The sequence below is a fragment of the Frigidibacter oleivorans genome (assembly GCF_003993775.1).
GTDB lineage: Bacteria > Pseudomonadota > Alphaproteobacteria > Rhodobacterales > Rhodobacteraceae > Frigidibacter > Frigidibacter oleivorans.
On the sequence record NZ_RJRZ01000002.1, the window covers coordinates 305,437 to 329,668 of the forward strand.

General features: G+C 70.2%; 21 protein-coding genes and 1 tRNA gene. 14 read left to right on the forward strand and 8 right to left on the reverse strand.

Features of this window, described 5'->3' with window-relative positions; translation table 11 throughout:
- The first annotated feature begins 18 nt into the window (after positions 1 to 18).
- From EEY80_RS04515 to thiQ, 4 genes are read left to right on the forward strand one after another with little or no spacing between them, the layout of a single operon-like run.
- Positions 19 to 1,002 (forward strand): thiamine ABC transporter substrate-binding protein, encoded by a 984-nt coding sequence (locus EEY80_RS04515; RefSeq protein ID WP_126975377.1) that lies wholly within the window; start codon positions 19 to 21, stop codon positions 1,000 to 1,002.
- Positions 999 to 1,991, forward strand: a complete 993-nt coding sequence (thiB, locus tag EEY80_RS04520) for a thiamine ABC transporter substrate binding subunit (protein ID WP_126975378.1) — start codon at positions 999 to 1,001, stop codon at positions 1,989 to 1,991. Before EEY80_RS04515 ends, thiB begins: the two co-directional genes overlap by 4 nt.
- Positions 1,967 to 3,538, forward strand: a complete 1,572-nt coding sequence (locus tag EEY80_RS04525) for an ABC transporter permease family protein (RefSeq protein ID WP_126975379.1) — start codon at positions 1,967 to 1,969, stop codon at positions 3,536 to 3,538. Before thiB ends, EEY80_RS04525 begins: the two co-directional genes overlap by 25 nt.
- Positions 3,519 to 4,217, forward strand: coding sequence for a thiamine ABC transporter ATP-binding protein (gene thiQ / locus EEY80_RS04530; protein ID WP_126975380.1), 699 nt, complete (start codon positions 3,519 to 3,521; stop codon positions 4,215 to 4,217). Before EEY80_RS04525 ends, thiQ begins: the two co-directional genes overlap by 20 nt.
- 67 nt (positions 4,218 to 4,284) lie before the next feature.
- Here thiQ and EEY80_RS04535 read toward each other — a convergent pair whose 3' ends face one another.
- From EEY80_RS04535 to petA, 3 genes are read right to left on the reverse strand one after another with little or no spacing between them, the layout of a single operon-like run.
- A complete protein-coding gene (locus tag EEY80_RS04535) occupies positions 4,285 to 5,073 on the reverse strand; it encodes a cytochrome c1 (protein ID WP_126975381.1) in 789 nt (262 codons plus the stop codon).
- 11 nt (positions 5,074 to 5,084) lie between these two features.
- On the reverse strand, positions 5,085 to 6,422 hold the full coding sequence (gene petB, locus EEY80_RS04540; protein ID WP_126975382.1) for a cytochrome b: 1,338 nt from the start codon (positions 6,420 to 6,422) through the stop codon (positions 5,085 to 5,087).
- A 10-nt stretch (positions 6,423 to 6,432) separates the two neighbouring features.
- Positions 6,433 to 6,999 carry a ubiquinol-cytochrome c reductase iron-sulfur subunit gene (petA, locus tag EEY80_RS04545; protein WP_126975383.1) on the reverse strand — a complete coding sequence of 189 codons (567 nt, stop codon included), beginning with the start codon at positions 6,997 to 6,999 and terminating at the stop codon, positions 6,433 to 6,435.
- Positions 7,000 to 7,223: 224 nt separating this feature from the next.
- Here petA and EEY80_RS04550 point away from each other — a divergent pair, with 224 nt between their 5' ends.
- On the forward strand, positions 7,224 to 7,883 hold the full coding sequence (locus tag EEY80_RS04550) for an outer membrane protein (protein ID WP_126975384.1): 660 nt from the start codon (positions 7,224 to 7,226) through the stop codon (positions 7,881 to 7,883).
- A gap of 32 nt (positions 7,884 to 7,915) precedes the next feature.
- Here the strand turns inward: EEY80_RS04550 and EEY80_RS04555 are convergent, their stop codons facing one another.
- The 3 genes from EEY80_RS04555 to dapF form a co-directional block, all read right to left on the reverse strand.
- Positions 7,916 to 8,524 (reverse strand): glutathione S-transferase N-terminal domain-containing protein, encoded by a 609-nt coding sequence (locus EEY80_RS04555; protein WP_126975385.1) that lies wholly within the window; start codon positions 8,522 to 8,524, stop codon positions 7,916 to 7,918.
- An 89-nt stretch (positions 8,525 to 8,613) separates the two neighbouring features.
- Entirely contained in the window at positions 8,614 to 9,882 is a 1,269-nt protein-coding gene (mtaB, locus tag EEY80_RS04560; RefSeq protein WP_126975386.1) for a tRNA (N(6)-L-threonylcarbamoyladenosine(37)-C(2))-methylthiotransferase MtaB, read from the reverse strand.
- On the reverse strand, positions 9,879 to 10,718 hold the full coding sequence (dapF, locus tag EEY80_RS04565) for a diaminopimelate epimerase (RefSeq protein ID WP_235829707.1): 840 nt from the start codon (positions 10,716 to 10,718) through the stop codon (positions 9,879 to 9,881). Before dapF ends, mtaB begins: the two co-directional genes overlap by 4 nt.
- A gap of 107 nt (positions 10,719 to 10,825) precedes the next feature.
- Here dapF and EEY80_RS04570 point away from each other — a divergent pair.
- Both EEY80_RS04570 and EEY80_RS04575 read left to right on the forward strand, forming a co-directional pair.
- A tRNA-Lys gene (locus EEY80_RS04570) sits at positions 10,826 to 10,901 on the forward strand.
- 278 nt (positions 10,902 to 11,179) lie between these two features.
- Complete coding sequence (locus EEY80_RS04575; RefSeq protein WP_126975388.1) at positions 11,180 to 12,202, forward strand: hypothetical protein; 1,023 nt, start codon at positions 11,180 to 11,182, stop codon at positions 12,200 to 12,202.
- Between the two features lie 6 nt (positions 12,203 to 12,208).
- Here EEY80_RS04575 and EEY80_RS04580 read toward each other — a convergent pair whose 3' ends face one another.
- Positions 12,209 to 13,024, reverse strand: coding sequence for a S1C family serine protease (locus EEY80_RS04580; protein WP_126975389.1), 816 nt, complete (start codon positions 13,022 to 13,024; stop codon positions 12,209 to 12,211).
- Positions 13,025 to 13,137: 113 nt separating this feature from the next.
- A complete protein-coding gene (locus tag EEY80_RS20645) occupies positions 13,138 to 13,710 on the reverse strand; it encodes a TetR/AcrR family transcriptional regulator (protein ID WP_164738129.1) in 573 nt (190 codons plus the stop codon).
- Between the two features lie 111 nt (positions 13,711 to 13,821).
- Between EEY80_RS20645 and EEY80_RS04590 the strand changes: the two genes are divergently transcribed.
- From EEY80_RS04590 to EEY80_RS04620, 7 genes are all read left to right on the forward strand, one after another.
- Complete coding sequence (locus EEY80_RS04590; RefSeq protein WP_164738130.1) at positions 13,822 to 15,147, forward strand: efflux RND transporter periplasmic adaptor subunit; 1,326 nt, start codon at positions 13,822 to 13,824, stop codon at positions 15,145 to 15,147.
- 10 nt (positions 15,148 to 15,157) lie between these two features.
- Positions 15,158 to 18,259: an efflux RND transporter permease subunit gene (locus EEY80_RS04595; protein ID WP_126975390.1), complete on the forward strand. Its 3,102-nt coding sequence runs from the start codon at positions 15,158 to 15,160 to the stop codon at positions 18,257 to 18,259.
- Between the two features lie 86 nt (positions 18,260 to 18,345).
- Entirely contained in the window at positions 18,346 to 19,206 is an 861-nt protein-coding gene (locus tag EEY80_RS04600) for a flagellar motor protein MotB (RefSeq protein ID WP_126975391.1), read from the forward strand.
- A gap of 71 nt (positions 19,207 to 19,277) precedes the next feature.
- The gene (locus tag EEY80_RS04605) at positions 19,278 to 20,588 is read left to right on the forward strand and encodes a flagellar hook protein FlgE (protein ID WP_126975392.1); all 1,311 of its coding nucleotides are present in this window, start codon (positions 19,278 to 19,280) and stop codon (positions 20,586 to 20,588) included.
- A gap of 11 nt (positions 20,589 to 20,599) precedes the next feature.
- Positions 20,600 to 22,048: a flagellar hook-associated protein FlgK gene (gene flgK, locus EEY80_RS04610; RefSeq protein ID WP_126975393.1), complete on the forward strand. Its 1,449-nt coding sequence runs from the start codon at positions 20,600 to 20,602 to the stop codon at positions 22,046 to 22,048.
- A gap of 1 nt (position 22,049) precedes the next feature.
- Entirely contained in the window at positions 22,050 to 23,060 is a 1,011-nt protein-coding gene (locus EEY80_RS04615; RefSeq protein WP_126975394.1) for a flagellin, read from the forward strand.
- Positions 23,060 to 24,163 (forward strand): flagellar basal body P-ring protein FlgI, encoded by a 1,104-nt coding sequence (locus EEY80_RS04620; RefSeq protein ID WP_126975395.1) that lies wholly within the window; start codon positions 23,060 to 23,062, stop codon positions 24,161 to 24,163. The genes EEY80_RS04615 and EEY80_RS04620 overlap by 1 nt, the downstream gene beginning before the upstream one ends.
- Positions 24,164 to 24,232: the final 69 nt, after the last annotated feature.

Consider the following 24,232-nt stretch of genomic DNA (forward strand, 5'->3'; position numbering starts at 1 on the left):
GCAGGCATTGGAGGATGCATGAGACCGCTTCCGATCGTCGCGGGTTTCCTGCTGGCCGGCACGGCCATGGCGCAGGAAACGCCCGTGCTTACCGTCTACGCACCCGACTATTTCGGCTCCGAATGGGGACCCGGCCCGCAGATCGAGGCGCTGTTCGAACCGCGCTGCGGCTGCGACCTGCGCTTCGTCACCGGCGACGTGCTGTCCCGGCTGCTGCTGGAGGGCGCGGCGACCGAGGCGGATGCGATTATCGGCCTGAACACCGACCAGACGGCGCGGGCGCGGGCCTCGGGCCTGTTCGCGCCGCATGGGCAGGACACCTCGGACCTGACGATGCCGGTGGCGTGGGCCGACGAGGTCTTCCTGCCCTTCAACTGGGGCGAGACGGCCTTTGTCTACAACACCGGACGGCTGCCCGACCCGCCGGCCAGCTTCGCGGCGCTGCTGGCGGCGCCGGACGACCTGAAGATCGTCATCCAGGACCCGCGCAGTTCGGCCTCGGGGCTGGCGCTGCTGCTGTGGGTGAAGGCGGTCTATGGCGAGGGCGCGGCCGAGGCCTGGGCGCGGCTGAAGCCGAAGATCCTGACCGTCACCCCGGGCTGGGCGGAAAGCTACGGCCTGTTCACCGAGGGCGAGGCGGACATGGTGATGTCCTACACCACCTCGCCCGCCTATCACCTGATTGCCGAGGGCGATGCGACGAAGAAGGCCGCGATCTTTCCCGAGGGGCATTACTTCATGGTCGAGCTGGCGGCGCAACTGGCCGGGACGGACCAGCCGGCGCTGGCGCAGGACTTCATGGACTTCATCCTGTCCGAACCCTTCCAGTCGATGATCGCCACCGGCAACTGGTCCTATCCCGCGCGGCTGGACCCGGCGCGGCTGCCCGCCGGCTTTGCCGGTCTGCCGCGCCCGCCGAAGACGCTGTTCTTTTCCGAAACCGAGGCCGAGGCGCTGCGCGCAGCGGCCCTTGCCGAATGGCTGGAGGTGATGAGCCGATGATCCGCCCGATTTCGACCCTTACCGCGCTGCTGCTGCCTGTCGCGGCCGCCGCGCAGGACCGTCCGGTGCTGACGGTCTATACCTATGACAGCTTCGTCTCGGACTGGGGACCGGGGCCGCAGGTCGAGACTGCCTTCGAGGCGATCTGCGGCTGCGATCTGGTCTTCGTCGCGGCCGGGGACGGCGCCGAACTGCTGGCCCGGCTGCGGCTGGAAGGCGCCACGACCGAGGCCGACGTGGTGCTGGGGCTGGACAGCAACCTGACCGCCGCGGCGACGGCCACGGGGCTGTTTGCGGATCACGGCGTGACGGATGTCGATTTCGACATGCCGGTGGTCTGGGACGACCCGATGTTCCTGCCCTATGACTGGGGCTATTTCGCCTTCGTCTACGACCGGACGCGGGTGGCCGAGCCGCCCGCCGACTTTCCCGCGCTGGCCGCGTCGGACCTGAAGATCGTGATCCAGGACCCGCGCGCCTCGACCCCCGGGCTGGGTCTGCTGTTGTGGGTGAAGGCCGCCTATCCCGACCGCGCCGCCGAGATCTGGCAGGGTCTGGCCGACAACATCCTGACCGTCACCCCCGGCTGGTCCGAGGCCTATGGCCTGTTCACCGAAGGCGAGGCGGACATGGTGCTGTCCTACACCACCTCGCCCGCCTATCACCTGATCGCGGAAGGCGACGACAGCAAGGCCGCCGCCAGCTTTGCCGAGGGGCATTACCTGCAGGTCGAGGTGGCGGGCAAGATCGCCTCCAGTGCCGAAAGCGATCTGGCCGACCGGTTCATGGCCTTCATCGTGACGCCGGACTTCCAGTCGGTGATCCCCGAAACCAACTGGATGTATCCGGCCGTCACGCCGCCGGGCGGGTTGCCGGCGGGGTTCGAGACGATGATCGCCCCGGTTCAGGCGCTGCTCTATCCTCCCGGCGAGGCAGAGGACATCCGCGACGAGGCGCTGGCCGAATGGCAGGCGGCCCTGTCGCGGTGACGCGGCATCTGCCGGGGCTGGCGGTCGCCGCGCTGATCCTCGCGCTCGGGCTCGGCACGCTGGCGGCGGTGCTGTGGCGGGGGCTGGCCGAGGGCGCGGGCGCGGCGCTCGGCCCCGCCGACCTGCAGGCGATCCGCTTTACCCTGTGGCAGGCGATCCTGTCGGCGACGCTGTCGGCGGGGCTGGCGATCCCGGTGGCGCGGGCCTTCGCGCGCCGGCGCTTTCCGGGGCGGGCGGCGCTGATCCTGCTGACGGGGGCGCCCTTCATCCTGCCGGTGATCGTGGCGGTGCTGGGGTTGCTGGCCGTCTTCGGGCGCGGCGGGCTGGTCAACGGCGCGCTGGTCTGGGCCGGGCTGCCGCCGGTGTCGATCTACGGGCTGCAGGGGGTGGTGCTGGCGCATGTGTTCTTCAACCTGCCGCTGGCGGTGCGGCTGATCCTGCAGGGCTGGGGCGCGATCCCGGCCGAACGGTTCCGGCTGGCGGAAAGTCTGGGCTTCGGCCCGGCCGAGGTGGCGCGGCATCTGGAACGGCCGATGCTGCGCGCGGTGCTGCCGGGGGTCTGGGTGGCGATCTTCGTGATCTGCCTCAGCAGTTTCGCGGTGGCGCTGACGCTGGGCGGCGGGCCGCGCGCCACCACGGTGGAACTGGCGATCTATCAGGCCTTCCGCTTCGACTTCGACCTCGGCCGGGCGGCGCTGCTGGCGGGGGTGCAGATCGCGCTGTGCCTCGGCGCGGCGGCGCTGGCGGCGGGGGTGGCGCGGCCGGCGGGGTTCGGGGCGGGGATGGACCGGCCGCTGCCCGCGCCGGGGGGCGGGGTCTGGCTGCGGCTGCAGGACGCGCTCGCCATCGGCGCGGCCGCGCTGTTCCTGCTGCTGCCGCTGGCGCTGGTGGCGCTGTCCGGCCTGCCGGGGCTGACGCAGCTTGGCCCGGCGGCGCTGGCCGCGGCAGGCCGGTCGCTGGCGCTGGCGCTGGCGTCGACGGCGCTGTGCCTGGCGCTGGCGCTGCCGCTCGCCGACGCCGCGGCACGCAGCCCGTTCGGCCGCTGGTTCGAGGCGGTGGGGCTGATCCCGCTCGCCACCTCGTCGCTGGTGCTGGGCACGGGGCTGTTCCTGATCCTGCGGGGGCAGGTCGCACCGGCCCAGGCGGCGCTGCCGGTGACGATGCTGGTCAATGCGGTGATGGCGCTGCCCTTCGCGCTGCGGGCGGTGCTGCCGCCGCTGCGCGACGTGCAGGCGGATTACGGGCGGCTGGCGGCGGCGTTGGACCTGCGGGGGGCGGCACGCTGGCGGCTGCTGGTGCTGCCCCGGCTGCGGGCGCCGATCGGATTTTCGGCGGGGCTGGCGGCGGCCCTGTCTGCGGGGGATCTGGGTGTGATCACGCTCTTCGCCGACGGGCGCAGCGAGACGCTGCCGCTGCACCTCTACCGCCTGATGGGTGCCTACCGGATGGAGGCGGCGATGGGGGCCGCGCTGTTGCTGACGGCGCTCAGCCTCGGGCTGTTCTGGATCTTCGACCGGGGGGGCCGGCATGGCGCTGCAACTCGATGACGTGACGCTGGTGCAGGGCGACTTTCGCCTTGCCGCCGACCTGCGGGTCGCGCCGGGGGCGCGGGTGGCGGTGATCGGGCCGTCGGGCGCGGGGAAGTCCACGCTCCTGTCGCTGATCGCGGGCTTCGTTCTGCCCACGACGGGCCGGGTGCTGTGGCAGGGGCAAGACCTCGCGGCGCTCCGGCCGGGGCAGAGGCCGGTCTCGATCCTGTTTCAGGACCAGAACCTGTTTCCGCATCTGAGCGTGGCGCAGAACGTCGGGCTGGGGCTGAACCCCGCCCTGCGGTTGACCGGCGCGGATCGGGACGCCGTCGCGGCGGCGCTGGACCGGGTGGGCCTGCCGGACATGGCGGACCGGCGGCCGGCGGAACTGTCGGGCGGGCAGCAGGGCCGCGTGGCACTGGCCCGCGCGCTGCTGCGGCGCAGGCCGGTGCTGCTGCTGGACGAGCCCTTCGCCGCGCTCGGCCCCGCGCTGAAGGTGGAAATGCTGGACCTCGTGAAGGACATCGCGGCGGAACAGGGGGCGACGCTGCTGATGGTCAGCCACGACCCGGCCGATGCCCGCCGGCTGGAGGGCGAGGCGATCCTCGTGGCCGAGGGGCGGGCGCATCCGCCGGTGCCGGCGGGGCCGCTGCTGGACAGGCCGCCGCCGGCGCTGGCGGCCTATCTGGGAACATGATGACGCCCGCCGGAGGGGCGGGCGTCATGCAGCTTGCCATGGCGGCGCGGGCGCCGCGCGGGCGGGATCAGGCGTGTTGCTTGCCCTTCACGCCGGCCCACAGCCGTTTGTTGGTCAGGTACAGCAGCACCGACAGCAGCCCGAGGAACAGGACGGCGACGAAGCCCACCTGCTTGCGCGCCATCATCTTCGGTTCGGCCGCCCACATCATGTAGGCCGCCACATCCTCGGCCAGATGTTCGACCGTCGCCTCATGCCCGTCGGCATAGGTCACCAGATCGTCCGACAGCGGCGGGGGCATGGCGATCCAGCCGCCGGGGAAGGCGGTGTTGGCATAGAAGGTGGTGCCCGCCTCGACCTTCTCCTCGCCGGTATAGCCGGTGAGGATGGCGACGATGTATTCCGGCCCGCCCATGCCGTTGACGATCTGGCTGATCCCGGTGCCGTAGGGTCCGTGGAAGCCGGCCCGCGCCTTGGCCATCAGGCTGAGGTCGGGGCCCATGCCCTCGCCCGTGCGTTCGGGGAAGTGGTCGGTCGCCTCGCGCGGGCGTTCCGTCCCGTCGGGCAGAACCACCGGGTCGAGGTTCGCGGCATAGGCGCGGACCTGGTCTTCCGGCAGGTGCGGCCCGCCTTCGTCGGCCAGCGTGCGGATCGGCACGAATTTCATGCCGTGGCAGGCCGAGCAGACCTCGGTATAGACCTGCAGCCCGCGCTGCAGCTGGAATTCGTCGAAGGTGCCGAACGGCCCCTCGAACGAGAAGGCGTGGTCGTGGATATGGCCTTCCTCGCCGGCGGCATGGGCCATTCCGGCGAAGGACAGGGCCGCGACGGCGGAGAGCGCGAGTTTCCTCATCATGTCAGGCATCCTCACTCGGCCGCGACGGTCTTGGTGCCGCCGACATTCGGGGCATAATGGGCGTTGAAGTCGTCCTCGATCGTGGCGGGGATCGGCAGCGGCTTCTCGATCACGCCGAGCAGCGGCAGCAGGATCAGGAAGTAGCTGAACCAGTAGGTCGCCCCGATCAGCGAGATCCAGGGATAGATCCCGTCGGTGGGCATCGCGCCGACCCAGGTCAGCACCACGAAGTCGATGCAGAGCAGCAGGAACCACCACTTGAACATCGGCCGGTAGCGGCCCGAGCGCACCGAGGAGGTGTCGAGCCAGGGCGCCAGCGCCATGACCGCGATCGCGCCGAACATCGCCAGCACGCCGAAGAACTTGGCATCGACGATGCCGAAGGTCACGAACTGCACCAGCTGCACCACCCAGACATCGGCGGTGAAGGCGCGCAGGATCGCGTAGAAAGGCAGGAAGTACCATTCCGGCACGATATGCGCGGGCGTCGCCAGCGGGTTCGCCTCGATATAGTTGTCGGGGTGGCCCAGGTAGTTCGGCATGAAGCCCACGATGGCGAAGAACACCATCAGGATCACCGCCAGCGCGAAGACGTCCTTGATGACGTAATAGGGCCAGAAGGGCAGCGTGTCCTTCTGCGCCTCGGCCTTCGAGCCGCGGCGCACCTCGACCCCGGTGGGGTTGTTGTTGCCGGTGGTGTGGAAGGCCCAGATATGCACCGCCACCAGCGCCGCGATCACGAAGGGCAGCAGGTAATGCAGCGAGAAGAAGCGATTCAGCGTGGCATTGTCCACCGCCGGCCCGCCGAGCAGCCAGGTCTGCAGCGCGCCGCCGATGCCCGGGATCGCGCCGAAGAGGCCGGTGATCACCGTGGCGCCCCAGAAGGACATCTGGCCCCAGGGCAGCACATAGCCCATGAAGGCGGTGCCCATCATGCAGAGGTAGATCAGCATGCCGACGATCCACGTCACCTCGCGCGGGGCCTTGTAGCTGCCGTAATAGAGGCCGCGGAAGATGTGCAGGTAGACGGCGAAGAAGAACAGCGAGGCGCCGTTCGCGTGCAGGTAGCGCAGCATGTAGCCGCCGTTCACGTCGCGCATGATATGTTCGACGCTGGCGAAGGCGAGGCTGACATGCGGCGTGTAGTGCATGACCAGCACGATGCCGGTGACGATCTGCAGCACGAGGCAGAAGACCAGCACGATGCCCCAGATCCACATCCAGTTGAGGTTCTTGGGCGTCGGGATCATCAGCGTGTCATAGACGAGGCTGACGATGGGAAGACGTTTGAACAGCCATTTCTCGGCGCCCGTTCCGGGCTCGTAATGGTCGTGCGGAATACCGGCCATCGTTTCCTCCTCAGCCCAGCAGGATGGTGGTTTCGTCCGAGAACTGCGCGGTCGGCACCGGCAGGTTCTCGGGCGCGGGGCCGCGGCGGATGCGGCCGGCCGTGTCGTAATGCGAGCCGTGGCAGGGGCAGAACCAGCCGCCGAAATCGCCCGCGCCATTGCCGAGCGGCACGCAGCCCAGATGGGTGCAGACGCCCATCATCACCAGCCATTCGCCGGCCTCGTCCATGGTGCGGTGTTGGTCGGTTGCATCCGACGCCGCGTCGATATTGGCGTTGCGGGCATTGGTGTCGATCAGCTCCGACATCTGCACCGCGCGGCCCGCCTCGATCTCCTCGGGGGTGCGGCGGCGGATGAAGACCGGCTTGCCGCGCCACTTCACGGTCAGTTGTGTGCCGGTTTGCACCGCGCTGATGTCGACATAGATGGACGACAGCGCCTGCACGTCAGCCGAAGGGTTCATCTGGTTGACCAGCGTCCAGACCGCGGTTCCCGCTGCGACCGTGCCGGCGCCCGCCGTCGCGTAGTAGAGGAAATCCCTTCGGGTGGTGCCTGCGTGGTCGTCTGCGTGGGACACGAGCCTTCTCCCTTCTCGGCCAGGGGACTGGCCAGATGCGGTACCGGGCCGCGAAAACGCAGCCCCTCGGGGCGGTTTTTAGCCGCAGCGCGCGGACCAGTCCAGAAGACAATCAGGCGCAGGTGAGGCACTTCGCCGCGCCGTGACATTGAATCCCTTGCAAGAGGGAACCACTTCGCATGTCAGGGTTTTCCTGCGATGGAAGAAAGCGAGGAGGTGGGGCGATGACGGGAACGGGCAGAACGGCCGTCGGGGCGGCGGCACTGGCGACCGCGGCACTGGTGGCCATGCAGCCGGCCACGGCGCGGGCCGAGGTCGAGATCAGCCTCTATACCGGGTTCCAGGGCGCGATGGACAGCGATGTCAGCCGCAGCGGAGCCGGCAGCGAGGATATCAGCTGGGACGGGCGGTCCTTTGACATGCCGCCCTATTACGGGATCCGCGCGACCTGGTGGCGCCCGGACGGCTGGGGCTTCGGCGCCGAGGTGAATCACGCCAAGATCTATGCGAAGGATGCCGAGGATCACGGCTACGAGACGCTGGAATTCACCGACGGGATCAATTTCGTCACCGCCAACGTCTTCTACCGCTGGCAGGACCGCTGGGCCGGCTGGACACCCTATGTCGGCGGCGGCCTCGGCATCTCGGTGCCGCATGTCGAGGTGACGCCGGTGGGCGGGTCGGACACCTTCGAATATCAGGTGACCGGGCCGGTGGTGCAGGCAGTGGCCGGGGTCAGCCGGCCGGTCAGCGAGCACTGGGCCGTCTTCGCGGAATACAAGGGCACCTGGTCCGACCACGAGGCCGACCTCGAGGATGACGAGACGCTGAAGACCGAGATCGTGACCCATGCGGTCAATATCGGGGTCAGCTACCGCTTCTGAGCCGCACGAGGGCAGCGTGAAGCCCGGGGCGGTCAGGCCGGCCCGGTGCCGGTCATCGAGGGCCGGGCGGCGAAACCCGTGAACCAGCCCGCCAGCCGGTCGCGCCCCGCCGGCCAGTCGCGTGCCCCGTGCCGCAGGTCCAGATAGGCCAGCGCGCAGGCGGTGGCGATCTGGCCGATGTTCAGCTCCGGCGCCTCGATCCGCGCCATCCAGCGGTCCTCGATCACGTCGAGCGTGCGCGCGATCTTCTTCCACTGGCCTTCCACCCAGTCGAGCGAGCGGATCGGTTCCGGGCGCAGCCGGTCCTCGTAGACCATCAGCAGCGCCGCATCCATCATGCCGTCCGCCGCGGCCTCCAGCGTCATCAGATCCCATTGCGCATCGCCGCTGCCGTAGAGCCCGGCCCCGGCGCGGGCATCGAGCCAGCGGCAGATGACCCGGCTGTCGAACAGGATCTGCCCCTCGGGGGTTTCCAGCGCCGGAACCTTGCCCAGCGGGTTGTGCGCGGCCACCGCCTCGTCCGGCGTCAGGGGCGTGCCGTTCGAGGGCACCAGCGTGATCGCCTCGGCCTGTCCGGTCTCGATCGCGGTGACCATCACCTTGCGGACATAGGGCGAGGTGGCGGAATGGAACAGGCGCATGGGGGATCTCCGGCGTTGCGCCGCGATCCTAGCCCGCCCGGCCCCGCCTGCCAACCGCCCCGCCTGCGAACCGCCCTGCCTGCCGACCGTCAGGCCAGCAGCCGCGCGCCGTCATGGCCCGCGATCCGGGCGGGGACGATGGCGCCCTCGGGTTGGTCGCTGGCGAAGGCGACCTCGGTGAACTGCTCGGTCCGGCCCATGCGCGGCCCTTCGGTCAGCACGCGGTGCTGCCGCCCCGCCTGCGCCGCCAGATGCCGGACCAGCGCCGCGTCGCCCGCCGCGCGCAGCCGCGCCGCGCGCTCCTTCACCGCCGGGCCGCGAACCTGCGGCATCCGCGCCGCGGGCGTGCCCCGGCGCGGGCTGAAGGGGAAGACATGCAGGAAGGTCAGCCCGCAGTCCTCGACCAGCTTCAGCGAATTGTCGAACATCGCCTCGGTTTCGGTGGGGAAGCCCGCGATGATGTCGGCGCCGAAGACGATGTCGGGCCGCAGGCGCCGCGCCTCCTCGCAGAAGCGGATGGCATCGTCGCGCAGGTGGCGGCGCTTCATCCGCTTCAGGATCATGTCGTCGCCCGCCTGCAGCGACAGGTGCAGATGCGGCATCAGCCGGGGCTCGCCGGCGATGGCCAGCATCAGGTTGTCGTCGGCCTCGATCGAGTCGATCGAACTGATCCGCAGGCGCGGCAGGTCCGGCACCAGCCGCAGGATGCGCATCACCAGATCGCCGAGCCGCGGTTCCCCCGGCAGGTCCGCGCCCCACGATGTCAGGTCCACCCCGGTCAGCACCACCTCGGCGAAGCCCTTGCCGACCAGCCGCTTGATCTGTTCGATCACCACCCCTGCCGGGACCGACCGCGAATTGCCCCGCCCGAAGGGGATGATGCAGAAGGTGCAGCGATGGTCGCAGCCGTTCTGGACCTGCACATAGGCGCGGTGCCGGCCGAAGCCGTCGATCAGGTGGCCGGCGGTTTCCTTCACCGACATGATGTCGTCGACGCGGATCTTCTCGGTCGTGCCGATCAGGTCGGGCACGGCGAGGTCCCGGCGCAGGCCCGCCCAGGTGTCGGCCTGCATCTTTTCGTGGTTGCCGATCACCCGCGTCACCTCGGGCATGGCGGCGAAGGTCTCGGGTTCGGTCTGCGCGGCGCAGCCCGTCACGATCACCGGCGCGCCGGGATGTTCGCGCGACAGGCGGCGGATCTCCTGCTTGGCCTTGCGCACCGCCTCGGCCGTCACGGCACAGGTGTTGACCACCACCGCGCCCGGCAGGCCGGCGGCGGCGGACAATTCCTTCATCGCCTCGGTCTCGTAGGCATTCAGCCTGCAGCCGAGGGTGGCGAAGACGGGGACCTGCGTCATCTGTGGCGGGCCAGGAAATCGGGTGTCAGCCAGCCGTCGAAGACATGCGCGGTGGGGCCGCTCATCCAGACGCCATCGTCGCGCCAGTCGATGTCGAGCGTGCCGCCATCCACGTCCACGGTGACGTGGCGCCCCGTCAGCCCGCGCAGATGCGCGGCGACGGCGGTGGCGCAGGTGCCCGATCCGCAGGCCAGCGTGATGCCCGCGCCGCGTTCCCAGACCCGCATCCGCAGCCTGTCGGGCCCGGTGACGCTGGCGAATTCGACATTCGTCGCCTCGGGGAACAGCGGATCGCGTTCCATCGCGGCGCCGCGCGCGGCCACGTCCACCGCCTCGGCATCCGGGACGAAGAAGATGCAATGAGGGTTGCCCATGCCCACCGCCGCCGGATCGCCCGGCACGGGCAGGTGCAGCAGGTCGATCTCGCGCGCCACCGGCACGGCGGCCCAGTCGAGCACCGGCGCCCCCATGTTGACGCTGACGAGCCCGTCCGCCCGGCGCAGCGCCTGCAGCATCCCCCGCGCGGTGCGCAGGCGCAGGCTGTCCTGCCCGGTCTCGCGCAGGAGGAAATCGCTGACGCAGCGGGTGGCATTGCCGCAGGCCCCTGCCTCGGACCCGTCGGCGTTCAGGAACTGCAGCGCGACATCGGCATCCGCGGCCGCGCGGATCACCGCCAGCTGGTCGAAGCCCACGCCCCGGTTGCGATCCGCCAGCGCACGCGCCAGCCGGGCCGTCACGGGGGCATCCGTGCGGCGCGCGTCGATCACCACGAAATCGTTGCCGGCGCCATGCATCTTCATGAACGGCAGGCCGGCGGGCTGGGCCGAGTCCTTCATGGCCGGGCATATACGCCCTTGACAGCGCATTTGCCAGTGGGCCGGATTTTCCGTCCGATTTCCGCTTGACCTCGGTTCGCGAGCTTTCTAGATACGCCCCCTGTGATGGGCCCGTAGCTCAGTTGGTAGAGCAACTGACTTTTAATCAGTGGGTCACAGGTTCGAATCCTGTCGGGCTCACCATCCTATCCGCAAGGGCCGCCGGCAGCGATGCCGGCGGCCCTTGGGCATTTCGGCGACATGCTTGATCGAGCGGGCGAGTTCGGCGATGCTCGGCGCGTCTGCACGGTCGCATTTGCGTGCAGGACATTCATCTTCTCGGCTTCGACCCGGCCCTGCCCCCGATTTCGGCGCGGTCGCGGTCCGCATACAGACATTGGCGCGCCCCCGGCGTGGGGCCAGGATGAGGGTATCTCATGCCACAGGGGCAGATTGCGCAGCCCGTCGGCATCCGGAACGGGATGACGCAGGTCGCGAACCGGGCCGTCGATCAGGTGCAGGTCATCGAGATGCTGATGGCGATTCCCGCCGCCAGCGGCGGGCGCCAGGGCCGGTGGGAGTTGCCGCCCCTGGTCAGCGAGCGGGTCTGTTCGCCCGACCTGCACCGCGCGATCGTCGACTTCCAGACGCTGTGGAAGCAGCGCGGCGAATTCCGGGTGGTCGATGGCGTGGTCGATCCGGGCGGAACCACCTTCACCAAGCTGCAGCGGCTGTCCTCGGGCGGGGCCGCCCCGCAGCCCGCGCCGCAGCCGGTGCCGCCGCAGGGCGTGCAGCCGACGCCCGAGCATTTCGCCGCCGTCACCTTCGATCCCCCGCTGTTCTATGGCCCCGCCGTCAAGATCTCGCTGACCGACCCCTATGTCTCGGGCGCGGTGCGGGTGCTGCTGGCGCCGTTGGGGGTTTCGGTCCCCATCGGATTCGATCTGGTGATCGGCGAGATGAAGGGCATCCGCAACGGCAAGCCGGGCGCGATGGCCGCGCTGCGGCCGGCCGGCTATCTGCTGGGCCTGACGCCGCGCCACGGGGCGGGGGGCACGCTGACGGCGGGCAAGCTGGCGGGGCTGGCGCGGTCGCGCGGCGCCAGCGCGACGATGGTCAAGTTCCTCGAGGCGCTGGCGAAGGAACTGGACAAGCTGCCCACCTCCTTCGCCGCCAATGCCGGGATCGGCGTGCTGGCCGCAAAGGGCTTTGCCAGCGTTTCGCAGATGAACGGGTTTTCGGGCGGCGCGGACGAGGCCTCCTTCGCGCTGGGGCTGGAGGGGGATTTCAAGGGCCTGTGGAAGCTGCTGCTGAAGGGGGTCGAACTGCAGGCCCTCGGCGCGCAGGCCTGGGAGATGCTGGCCCTGTTGCGGCAGCTGGCCGCGGACAAGACCAAGGCCATCGCCTGCCTGGACATTCCGGGGCTGAGCGCCGGGTTCGACATCGGCGCCGCCAAGGGGTCGGCCAGCTGGTACAGCATCGATCTGGACCGGCTGCTGCGCTGACCGCGCTCAGCCCGGCCCCGCCTCGCATTCGACAAAGAGCGTGATCGCGGCGGCCAGTTCGGCCAGCGCCTCGGGCGGCAGCGGCTCGACGGCGCCGCCGACCTGCGGCATCACCCCGTTCTGGGCGAGGAAATGCTGCGCCGCCTCGCCCCGGATCGCGAAATTGACGTTCTGGGGGATATCGCCCAGTTCCGCCGCCACCAGCTGCGCGTCGAGCTTCGCCACCACGACGCCCACCACCTCGCCCCTCGCGTTCAGCGCGGGGCCGCCGGAATTGCCCGGCTGCACCGGGGCCGAGATCTGCATCTCGTCGCGGTTCGCGCCGAGCCCGGTCAGCCCGGTGACGGCGCCGCGGGTGACGTTCAGCCCGTCGAGCAGCCCGGCCAGCGGAAAGCCCGCCACGGTGACGTCGCTGTTCAGGGGCGCGGGCCGCGGGGCGAAGCGCGCCACCGGCCCGGCTGCCGCGCCCCGCAACAGCGCAAGATCCAGCACCGGGTCCTCGGCGACAAGTTCCGCCTGCCGGCCGTCAACGCGGATACCGGCGCAGCCGTCGATCACGTGCTGGTTGGTCAGGACATGGCCCTCGGCCGTCACGGCAAAGCCGGTGCCCGTGGCGCTGACCGGAGGCTGCGCCGAGTGAGTGGTGTCGTCCGGGGCGATGACGGGGGCGAGGTCGGCGCCGGGCCGGATCGGCGTGCCGAGCGCGACCAGCGCACCCGGGTCCGGCGCGGCCCCGACGGGCGACCCGAGAGGGGTCTGCGCCAATGCCTGCGGCGCGGCGAGGCAGACAAGGGTCAGGGCACGAAGGGGGCGTCGGAACATGGCGGCACCTGGTTGCGGCACCCGCAGCGTTGCACCGGCGCGGAACGTCTGGCAATCGCCGATGCAGTGTTCGGCCCGAGACTGCGACCCTTCGGGCGGCGCCGTCCCCGGGATCAGGTGCCGCAGGCGCGGTCGAGCAGGCGGCGCAGCGTGACGAAGATCTGCGGTTGCGGCCCGTCGGGGCAGGGATCGCCGCCGGTCAGGCGCAAGAGGTTCAGCCCCTCGCAGGCCAGGTAGACGACGCGCGCGGTTTCCGGATCGTTGCAGCGGGCGAACATGGCGGCCACCGCGTCGCGGAAATCGCAGACGGGTTGCATGAACTCCGGATCCTCCAGCATCGCCGCCAGCACGCCCGAGGCGGGGCGTTCGCAGCAGGTGAAGTTCTGCTCCATCAGGTCGAGATAGGCCCGCGCCCCGTCGATGGCATTGCCCTCGCCCGACAGGGCGCCGGGGGCATGATCCTCGACGAAGCGGCGCATCGTGGTCATCTTGTCGGCGACCAGCGCCGCCAGCAGCGCGTGCCGGCTGGGGAAGTGATACAGCAGCCCGCCTTTCGACACGCCCGCCCTTGCGGCCACCGCGTCCAGCGATAGGCTCGCCGCACCTGCATCGCGCGCTATGTCTCCGGCTGCTTCCAGCAGCCTTCGGCGTGTATCCGTGGCGTTGCGGTGCCGGGGTATGTTCACGAGTCGTATGCTCCTGGTTATTGACTTTACCGTCTGGACGGTACAGTTACTGCCCCGGGATGGAAAGAAACATGTGCGGGATGGGTTCCCGCCGAACGGGCGGAGTGTCCTGTGGTCAAGCGCATCATCATCGCGATCATCCTTCTGGGGGTGGTCGTGGGCGGCATCGTCGGCTTCAACCTGTTCCGCGACAAGATGATCGCGCAGTACTTTGCCGGCATGACCCCGCCGCCGGTCGTCGTCTCGGTGTCCGAGGCGACGCCGATCACCTGGACGCCGGGCATCGAGGCCGTCGGCACCGCCCGCGCGGCGCAGGGCGTCGACCTGTCGGTCGAGGCCTCGGGCGTGGTGCGCGAGGTCCTGTTCGAGCCGAACCAGCAGATCGAGCAGGGCCAGCAACTGGTGCAGATCGACGACCGCAGCGAGCAGGCCGACCTTGCCGCCGCCATCGCCGCGCGCGACCTGTCGGAGACGGAACTGTCCCGGACCCGCGCGCTGGAGGCGCGCGGCGTCAGCACCGCCGACACCCTGGACACGGCCGAGGCCAGCGCGGTCGAGGCGCGCGCGCAGGTCGAGCGGATCAACGCGGCGCTGGACCAGAAGCGGGCCGTGGCGCCCTTCTCCGGCACCGTCGGCATCCCGCAGATCGAGGCGGGCGAATATGTCACCCCGGGCACCATCTATGCGACCCTGCAGGATATCAGCCGGATGCGCGTCGACTTCGCGCTGACCGAACAGGATGCGGCGATGGTGCGCATCGGCACGCCGGTGACCGTCTCCTCGGAAGTGGGCGACGTGACCGCGCAGGGGCGGATCACCGGCATCGAGCCGCAGGTGGACCCGGCGAGCCGGCTGGTGGACATGCGGGCCGAGGTGGACAATCCCGGCGCGGCGCTGACCCCTGGCCAGTTCCTGCGGGTGCGGGTGCAACTGCCCGCCGAAGAGGGCGTGATCGCCCTGCCGCAGACCGCCGTCACCTCCAACCTCTACGGGAACTCGGTCTGGATCGTGCGCGATCCCACCGCCGAGGACGAGCCGATGCGGGTCGAGCAGGTCTTCGTCCGGCTGGGCCGCCGGTCCGACGACCTGATCGAGATCGCCGAAGGCGTGGAGGCCGGCGACAGGGTGGTGAATGCCGGCCAGAACCGGCTGTCCGGCAATGCGGCGGTGACGATCGACAACAGCGTGGCCCCCGTTCCTGCGGGCGAGACGGTCACCCCGGCGCCGGGCGCCGGCGACGCGGCCGTCGAGGATGCGGCCGAAGAGGGTGCCGGCCAGGATGCCCCCGCCCCGGGCGCGCCGGGAACCGAGGTGCCCGCCCCCGATGCGGAAAGCCAGGCCGCCGAGGGCGGCTCGGGCGAAGGCGGAACGGCCGGCGACGGAGCGGCCGGGGGCGGAGCGGGCCAAGGCGCGTCCGCACCCGCCGCCAGCGAGTGAGGGACAGCCGGTGAACATCTCAGAACTCTTCATCCGGCGGCCGGTCCTGACGACCGTGCTGGCGGCGTTCATCCTGCTGATCGGCGCACAGGGCATCATCAACCTGCCGGTCCGCCAGTATCCCGAGGTCGAGGAAACGGTGGTGACCATCACCACCACTTATCCCGGCGCCTCGGCCGACCTGATGCAGGGCTTCATCACCGCCCCCATCGCCGAGGCGGTGGCGACGACGGAGAACATCGACTACGTCTCCAGCACCTCGCGGCCCTCCGCCTCGATCGTGTCGGTGAACATGCAGCTCGGTTCCGACCCTGATGCGGCGCTGACCGAGGTGCTGTCCAAGGTCCAGTCGGTGCGCGGCCAGCTGCCCGGCGATGCCGAGGACCCGGTGATCGTGTCGGGCACCGGCCAGACCTTCGCGCTGATGTATCTTGCGGCGCAGAACCCTAACATGACGCCCGAACAGCTGACGGAATATCTGCAGCGCGTCGTGCGGCCGCGGATGTCGACCATCGAGGGCGTGGCGGAACTGGAGGTCATCGGCGCGGCCAACTATGCGATGCGGGTCTGGATCGACCCGCTGAAGCTGGCGGCGCGCGGCATCACCGCCTCGGAAGTGGCGCAGGCGATCCAGGCCGCGAACTTCCTTGCCGCGGCGGGATCGACCGAGAACGACTATTTCGCCTATTCGATCAGCCTGCAATCGACGCTGCAGACGCCCGAAGCCTTCGGCGCGCTGCCGATCAACGGCGAGGGCGACGAGGTGGTGCGCCTGCGCGACGTGGCGCGGGTGGAACTCGCCTCGGAAGACGGCAACGAGATCGTCACCTTCAACGGCCGGTCGGGCACCTTCCTCGGCATCTCGGCCACGCCCGAGGCCAACCCGCTCGACACCGCCGCGGCGGTGGTGGCGGAACTGCCCGCGATCAACGACACCCTGCCCGAGGGGATGAGCATCGACTTGGTCTACGACTCGACCGACCAGATCAGCGCCTCGATCGAGGAGGTGTTCAAGACGCTGGCCGAGGCCGTGGCCATCGTGATCGTGGTGATCCTGCTGTTCCTCGGTTCGCTGCGGTCGGTGCTGATGCCCATCGTCACCATCCCGCTGTCGCTGATCGGGGTGGGCGCGGTGCTGCTGGCGCTCGGCTATTCGATCAACCTGCTGACCCTGCTCGCCATGGTCCTGGCCATCGGTCTGGTGGTCGACGACGCCATCGTGGTGGTGGAGAACGTCCACCGGCATATCGAGGACGGCCTGCCCCCGATGCAGGCCGCCATCGTCGGCATGAAGGAAATCACCGGCCCCGTCATCGCCATGACGATCACCCTGGCCGCCGTGCTGGCGCCCCTGGCCTTCACCGGCGGGCTGACCGGGGCCTTGTTCACCGAATTCGCCTTCACCCTTGCGGGGTCTGTCATCATCTCGGGCGTGGTGGCGCTGACCATCACCCCGGCGATGTCCGCGCGGCTGCTGAAGCACGGGCAGGCGAGCCGGTTCCAGCGCATCGTCGACGGCACCTCCGACCGGCTGTCCAACTGGTACGAACGCCGCGTCTCCTCGTCGCTGGACTACCGGCCGGTGACGATCCTGATGGTGCTGGCGCTGGTCGGGGCGACGGGCTTCATGTTCACCAAGACCTCGTCGGAACTCGCCCCCGAGGAAGATCAGGGCGCGCTCTTCGCGCTGCTGACCGGGCCGCGCTATGCGACGAAGGAGTATACCGCGCTCTACACCGACCAGATCTCGCAGCTGACGCGCGACATCGAAGAGGTCGATCTGGAATTCTCCATCGCGGGCTTCGGCGGCGAGAACAATTCCGGCATCTACATCTGGGCGCTGCAGGAATGGGGCGAGCGCGAGCGTAGCCAGGCCGAGGTGCAGCAGACGATCCAGGCCGAGCTGAACAAGATCGGCGGGCTGGAAGGCTTCGTCTTCGCGCCGCCGACGCTGCCGGGGACGGGGGGCGGCCTGCCGATCTCGGTCGTGATCCAGTCGATCCACGATCCCGAACGGGTCGTCGAGGTGGCCGAGGAGATCAAGGCGCGGGCCGAGGCCTCGGGCCAGTTCATCGTGGTGCAGAACTCGCTGGCCTTCGACGCGCCCGAGGCGGTCGTCACCATCGACCGCGACCGCGCGGCCAGCCTCAACGTGCCGATCTCGGAAATCGGCGGCACGCTCGGCATCCTCGTCGGCGGGGGCGCGATCTCGGAATTCGACCGCGAGTCGAACAGCTATGACATCGTCACCCAGGTCCCGCGCGACTGGCGCAACAACCCCGAACGGCTGGGCGACTTCTTCGTGCGCGCCGCCGACGGGTCGATGGTGCCGCTGTCGTCGGTGGTGCGGATCGAGACGCAGGCGACGACGGCGGCGATCGAGCAGTTCAACCAGCTGAACTCTGCCACCATCTCGGCGCTGCCGCTGCCGGGCGTGGCGACGGGGACCGGTCTGCAGGTGATCATCGACGCCGCGAACGAGATCATGCCCGAGGGCTTCTTCCTCGAATACTCGGGCCAGTCGCGGCTGGAGGTGACGCAGGGCAACACCATCCTGATCGCCTTCGCCGCGGCGGTGGTGGTGATCTATCTGGTGCTGGCGGCGCAGTTCGAGAGCTTCCGCGACCCGCTGATCATCCTGATGTCGGTGCCGCTGTCGATCTTTGCCGCGGTGCTGCCGCTGAACCTCGGGCTCGGCACGCTGAACATCTATACGCAGGTGGGCCTGATCACCCTGATCGGCCTGATCACCAAGCACGGCATCCTTATGGTCGAATTCGCCAACCAGCAGCGCGAGGAGCACGGGATGAGCAGGCGGCAGGCCATCGTCGCGGCGGCGAAGACCCGGTTGCGGCCGATCCTGATGACCACCGCCGCGATGGCGCTGGCCGTGGTGCCGCTGATCATCGCCGAGGGCGCGGGCGCCGCGGCCCGTCAGGCCATGGGCATCGTCATCTTCTCGGGTCTGATGATCGGCACCTGCTTTACCCTCTTCGTGGTGCCGATGTTCTATACGCTGATCTCGCAATCGGACGCGGCCTTCGCGCTGGACAAGCGCGAAAGGGAACGTGCGGGGCAAGAGACCGGCCACGGCGGCGAACGCCACGCCTGACCCCGCCAGTTCGACCGTGACCCCGTTAAGCGCCCGGTAACAGCCGGGCGCTTACGTTTTGCCCCGGGTGAATACGGGTGGATGGCATGGGCGCGGGTGACAACGCGGCGCCGGTCATCATCAAACGGAAGAAGGTCGTGGCCGGCGGGGGCCACCACGGCGGTGCATGGAAGGTGGCCTACGCCGACTTCGTCACCGCGATGATGGCCTTTTTCCTGCTGATGTGGCTGCTGAACGCGACGACTGAAAAGCAGAGGAAGGGGATCTCGGATTACTTCAATCCGACGATCCCCGTGAACCGGATCTCGGGCGGCGGCGACGGCGCGCTCGGGGGCGACAGCCTGTTCACGCAGGACGCGCTCAGCCGGTCGGGCGCCGGCGGCAGCGTCGTGCCGGAAGGCGAGGGCACGGCCGCCGCCGACCCCTCGGCGGGCTCTGCCGGGGCCGAGGCAGCCGCCGCGGCAGAGCGGCGCGCGCTGGAAGAGGTGGCGGCCGCCCTGCAGGGGATCGGCGGCGAAAGCCTCGTCACGCCGAACCTCCCCCGCCATGTCCTGACCCGGCTGACGGATGAGGGGCTGGTGGTCGAGTTCTTCGACACCGACACCGACCCGCTGTTTGCCGAAGGCGGCGACCAACCCGAACCGGTCATGGTCGCGCTGGCCGGGGCGGCGGCGCGGGCCTTCCGTCTGGTGACGAATGGCGTGGCCGTGCAGGGCCATATCCGCGCCCAGCCCGAGGTTCTGCGCGTCGATCCGTCCTGGGACCTGTCCGCCCGCCGCGCCATGCGTCTGCGGCTGCTGCTGGAGGAGGCGGGCCTTCCCCCGCGGCGGATCGAGCGGGTGACGGGCCTTGCCGACCGCCGCCCCGCAGACCCCAATCCGATGGCCACCCGCAACAGCCGGGTGGAGCTAATCCTGCTGCGGTCCGATCCTGCCGGAGGCCGTTAGGCGCATCTTAAGCCGCGAGGGCCAGTCTGGGGGCGAAGTCGGACCTTCGCAGCAGAAAGGCGCATCCCGGCATGTCCATCTCCTCTTCGCTGAATTCCGGGGTCGCGGGCCTGGCCGCGAACGCGACCCGGCTCGCCACCATCTCGGACAACATCGCCAATTCCGGCACCTACGGCTACAAGGGCGCCGACGCCTCCTTCGAAAGCCTCGTCATCACCGGATCGGCCGGGTCGGGCACTTATTCGGCCGGCGGCGTGCGGGTGACGACCTCGCGCGACATCAACGAACAGGGCGCGCTCGTCTCCACCTCCAACGCGCTCGACATCGCGATTTCCGGCCGGGGCTTCCTGCCCGTCACCACCTCGGTGGCGATGGATGCGGGCACCACCGGCCAGCAGCCGATGATGATGACCTCGACGGGCTCGTTCCACACCGATGCCGACGGGGTGCTGATGACCGATTCGGGTCTGGTGCTGCTCGGCTGGCCTGCCAATGCCGACGGCACCATCCCCACCATGCCGCGCGACACCACCGCGGGGCTGGAACCCGTGGTGATCAACGCCAACCAGACGGCGGGCGACCCGACCACCACGATGAACCTCGGCGTCAATCTGCCGGCGACGGAAACGGCCTTCGACGCCTCGGGCGATCCGCTGCCGCTGTCGGTGGAATATTTCGGCAATCTCGGCACGTCGGAAACGCTGGGCATCACCTTCACGCCGACAATCCCGGCCAGCGGCAAGTCCTATGAATGGACCATGGTCATCACCGACAGCGCGCAGGGCGATGCGGTGATCGGCGAATATGTCCTGACCTTCGACGACAGCCGCGAAAACGGCGGCACCCTGTCCTCCGTCACCGTGGTGTCGGGCGGCGCCTACGATTCGACCACCGGCACCCTGTCGCTGACCGTGGCCGGCGGGCCGATGGAAATGACCATCGGCAAGATCGGCGACACCAACGGGCTGACGCAGCTGTCCGACAGCTTCGCCACCACCTCGATCACCAAGGACGGCTCGCCCGTGGGCAACCTGACCGGGGTCGAGATCGACGAGAACGGCTTCATCACCGCCACCTATGACACGGGCTTCACCCGGGTGATCTATCAGATCCCGCTGGTGGACGTGCCCAATCCCGACGGGCTGAAGGTGCTGAACAACCAGTGCTTCCAGGTCTCGCCCGATTCGGGATCGTTCTTCCTGTGGGATGCGGGGGACGGGCCGACCGGGGCGGTGGTGGGCTATGCGCTCGAAGGCTCCACCACCGATGTCGGCGCGGAACTGACCGCGCTGATCCAGACGCAGCGCGCCTATTCCTCGAACGCCAAGGTCATCCAGACGGTGGACGAGATGCTGCAGGAAACCACCAACATCAAGCGCTGAGGGTCTGAGCCATGAGCCTGTCCAGCGCCATGAACATCGCCGTCTCGGGCCTGGCGGCGAACAGTCGCGCCAGCGAGGTGGTGGCCGGGAACGTCGCCAATGCCCTGACCGAGGATTACGCCCGGCGCAGCCTGTCGCTGTCCTCCGTCTCGCTCGGCGGGACCGGGGGCGGGGTCCGGGTCGACGGCGTGTCGCGGCAGGTGGACCCGGCCGTGCTGACCGCCCGGCGCGGCGCCGATGCCGCCGTGGCCGGGGCGACGGTCCGCGGCGATTTCTACGCCGGGTTCGAGACGGCGCTCGGCCTGCCGGGCGAGCCGGGGGCACTGACCACGCAGATCGCCGGTCTCAAGGCGGCGCTGCTCGACGCCGCCAGCCGCCCGGACAGCGACGCCGGCCTGCAGGCGGTGCTCGATGCCGCCGCCGACCTCGCCGAGGGGCTGAACGCGCTGTCGGACCATGTGCAGGACGCGCGGCTGCAGGCCGATGCCGCCATCGCCGATCAGGTCGCCACGCTCAACGCCAACCTGCAGCGGATCGACAGCCTCAACACCGACATCGTCACGGTCGGGGCGACGGGCGGCGACCCCTCGGCGCTGATGGATGAACGCCAGCGGCTGATCGACGAGATCGCGGTGATCGTCCCCCTGCGCGAGGTGCCGGGAGAGCTGGGGCAGGTCACGCTCTATTCCGAGGGCGGGCTGCTGCTGCTCGACAACACGCCGGTGACCTTCGGCTTCGATCCGGCCGGCACCGTGACCGAGGCGATGACGGTCGAGGGCGGCGCCCTGTCGGGCCTGACGGTCAACGGGCAGGCGATCTCGACCGGCGAGACCGGGCTGATCGGCGGCGGCGCGCTGTCCGCCGGTTTCGCCGTCCGCGACGATCTCGCGGTCGAGGCGCAGGCGCAGCTCGACGCCATCGCCCGCGATCTGGTGGAGCGGCTGGCGGCGGCGGACCCGACGCTCGCACCGGGGGCGGGGGGCCTGCTGACCGATGGCGGCGCGGCCTTCGACTCCCTGAACGAGGCGGGCCTTTCCGCCCGCATCGCGGTCAACCCGCTGGCCGATCCCGCGCAGGGTGGCGACCTGTGGCGCATCCGCGACGGCCTCGGCGCCGCCGCCGAGGGCGAGGCCGGCCAGTCGGCGCTGCTGCTGGCGCTGGCCGATGCGCTGGCGGCCGAGGTGCCCCCGGCCTCGGGCGCGTTCACCGGCACCGCGCGCAGTGCCGGGGGGCTGGCCGCCGAGCTCTTGTCGCAGGTCTCGGGCGACCGGCTGTCGGCCGAGGATGACCTGACCGTCGCCCGCAGCCAGCGCGACGCCTTCGCCGCGACGCTGGCCCGGAACGGCGTCGACACCGATGCCGAGATGCAGGCCCTGCTGCTGATCGAACGCGCCTATGCGGCGAACGCGCAGGTGATTTCCGCCATCGACGAGATGCTGCAACGAATCCTGGAGATCTGAGATGACCTTCACCTCCATCGGCGATCTCGCCCAGTCGATGACGCTGCGCCGGCAGAATGCCGAACTGGCCCTGCGGCTCGACCGGCTGGGCCGCGAGACCGTGACCGGGCTGGCTGACGATCGCGCCGCCGCCGTCTCGGGCCGGTTCTCGACCCTCTCGGGCATCGAACGCGCGCTGGCGACGCTCGACGCGCATGACCGCGCCGCGGCCGAGGCGGCGGTGCTGACCTCGGCGGCCGCGGCGGCGCTGTCCGGCCTCGACGATCTGACCGCCGGCTTCGGGGCGGACCTCGCGGGCCTCGCCGGTGCCGCCGATATCGGCACCGCGACCCTGGGGGCCGAGGCGCGCGCCCGTCTGGACCAGGCGGTCGCGCTGCTCGGCGCCTCGGCGGGTGGCCGGCATGTCTTCGCGGGGGCGGCGACGGACACCGCCCCGCTCGCCCCTGCCGGCACGCTGATGGCGGCGCTCTCGGCCGCGGCGGCGGGGGCCGCGACGGTGGAGGATGCGGCAGCCGCGGTCGGCGACTGGTTCGCCGCGCCGGCCGGCGCGGGCGGCTATCTCGACACGGTCTATCTCGGGTCGGACAACCCGATGACCGGGTTTCGCCTCGGCGACGGCATGACGGTTGCCGCCCCGCCCACCGCCGCCGATCCCGCGCTGCGGGCGGTGATCGAGGGGCTGGCGCTGGCGGCGCTGGTCGATGGCGGCACCTTCGCCGGGGATCCGGCGGCGCAGGCGCAACTGCTGCAGGCGGCGGGCCAGCGGCTTCTCGCCGCCGCGCCGGGGCTTGTGGCGCTGCAGGCGAGGACGGGCACCGCCGGTTCCACGATCGCCGAGGCGCAGACCCGCAACGCGGCCGAGGCCACGGCACTCGAACTCGCGCGGGCCGGGCTGATCGGGGTCGACCAGTATGACGCCGCGACCGAGCTTCAGGCGGTGCAGACCCAGATCGAGACGCTCTATGCCGTGACGGCCCGCCTGTCGCAGCTGAGCCTCGCGGATTACCTGTGATGAAGATCCTCGCCGCCCTGCTGACGGCCCTGATGCTGATCCCGACGGCGGCGGGGGCGGCCCCGATCCGGCTGAAGGATCTGGTGGAATTCGACGGCGTGCGGGGCAACGACCTCGTGGGCTACGGGCTGGTCGTCGGGCTCGACGGCACCGGCGACGGGCTCAGGAATTCGCCCTTCACCGAAGAGATCATGGCCAATATCCTCGAACGTCTGGGCGTGAACGTCGCGGGCGAACAGTTTCGGCCGAAGAATGTCGCCGCGGTGCTGGTCACCGGCGCGCTGCCGCCCTTCGCCCGGGCGGGCGGGCGCATCGACGTCACCGTCTCGGCCATCGGCGACGCGAAAAGCCTGCTGGGCGGCACGCTGGTGATGACGCCGCTCAACGCCGCCGACGGGCAGATCTATGCCGTGGCGCAGGGTACCGTGCTCGCCGGCGGCGCCGCGGCCGAGGGCGATGCGGCGCGCGTCGTGCAGGGCGTGCCCACCTCGGGTTCGATCCCCGCCGGTGCCCGGATCGAGCGCGAGATCGACTTCGACTTCTCGGGGATGGCCACGATCCGGCTGGCGCTGCGCAGCCCCGACTTCACCACCGCGCGCCGGATCGAGGCGGCGATCAACGCCGAACTCGGCCGCGGTGTCGCGCGCATGTCCGATGCCGGGACCGTCGCGCTCGACATCGCGGCGGCGCGCAGCGGCTCGCCCGCGCATCTGCTGTCGCGGATCGAGAACCTCGCGGTCGAGCCGCAGGGACGGGCGCGGGTCGTGGTGGACCAGCGGTCGGGCACCATCGTGATGGGCGAGGATGTGCGGATCAGCCGGGTGGCCGTCAGCCAGGGCAACCTGACGCTGCGGGTCGAGGAGGCGCCGCTCGCGGTACAGCCCAACCCCTTCGCCCGCGGCGAGACGGTCGTGGTGCCGCGCAGCAGCGCCGGCCTGACCGAGGAGCCCGGGATCGGCATGGCGGAACTGCCGGAGGGCAGCACGCTGTCGGACGTGGTGGCGGGCCTCAACGCGCTCGGCGTCAGCCCGCGCGACATGATCGACATCCTGAAAAGCATCAACGCCGCCGGCGCCCTGCACGCGGAATTCGTGGTGCATTGAGGGGGGCGGCAGTCGGCGGGCGGCATCGGGGCCCCCAACCCCTGGGTCGGTGGCGCGGTCGGAATGCCC

Bases quoted from the DNA above. Each gene is read 5' to 3' on its own strand.
- thiB (WP_126975378.1), top strand. From the start codon at position 999: ATGATCCGCCCGATTTCGACCCTTACCGCGCTGCTGCTGCCTGTCGCG.
- mtaB (WP_126975386.1), bottom strand. From the start codon at position 9,882: ATGACGCAGGTCCCCGTCTTCGCCACCCTCGGCTGCAGGCTGAATGCC.
- thiQ (WP_126975380.1), top strand. From the start codon at position 3,519: ATGGCGCTGCAACTCGATGACGTGACGCTGGTGCAGGGCGACTTTCGC.
- EEY80_RS04535 (WP_126975381.1), bottom strand. From the start codon at position 5,073: ATGATGAGGAAACTCGCGCTCTCCGCCGTCGCGGCCCTGTCCTTCGCC.
- EEY80_RS04555 (WP_126975385.1), bottom strand. From the start codon at position 8,524: ATGCGCCTGTTCCATTCCGCCACCTCGCCCTATGTCCGCAAGGTGATG.
- EEY80_RS04600 (WP_126975391.1), top strand. From the start codon at position 18,346: ATGGGCGCGGGTGACAACGCGGCGCCGGTCATCATCAAACGGAAGAAG.
- dapF (WP_235829707.1), bottom strand. From the start codon at position 10,718: ATGAAGGACTCGGCCCAGCCCGCCGGCCTGCCGTTCATGAAGATGCAT.
- EEY80_RS04575 (WP_126975388.1), top strand. From the start codon at position 11,180: ATGACGCAGGTCGCGAACCGGGCCGTCGATCAGGTGCAGGTCATCGAG.
- EEY80_RS04525 (WP_126975379.1), top strand. From the start codon at position 1,967: ATGGCAGGCGGCCCTGTCGCGGTGACGCGGCATCTGCCGGGGCTGGCG.
- EEY80_RS04550 (WP_126975384.1), top strand. From the start codon at position 7,224: ATGACGGGAACGGGCAGAACGGCCGTCGGGGCGGCGGCACTGGCGACC.
- EEY80_RS04605 (WP_126975392.1), top strand. From the start codon at position 19,278: ATGTCCATCTCCTCTTCGCTGAATTCCGGGGTCGCGGGCCTGGCCGCG.
- EEY80_RS04515 (WP_126975377.1), top strand. From the start codon at position 19: ATGAGACCGCTTCCGATCGTCGCGGGTTTCCTGCTGGCCGGCACGGCC.
- EEY80_RS04615 (WP_126975394.1), top strand. From the start codon at position 22,050: ATGACCTTCACCTCCATCGGCGATCTCGCCCAGTCGATGACGCTGCGC.
- petB (WP_126975382.1), bottom strand. From the start codon at position 6,422: ATGGCCGGTATTCCGCACGACCATTACGAGCCCGGAACGGGCGCCGAG.
- flgK (WP_126975393.1), top strand. From the start codon at position 20,600: ATGAGCCTGTCCAGCGCCATGAACATCGCCGTCTCGGGCCTGGCGGCG.
- EEY80_RS04580 (WP_126975389.1), bottom strand. From the start codon at position 13,024: ATGTTCCGACGCCCCCTTCGTGCCCTGACCCTTGTCTGCCTCGCCGCG.
- EEY80_RS04620 (WP_126975395.1), top strand. From the start codon at position 23,060: ATGAAGATCCTCGCCGCCCTGCTGACGGCCCTGATGCTGATCCCGACG.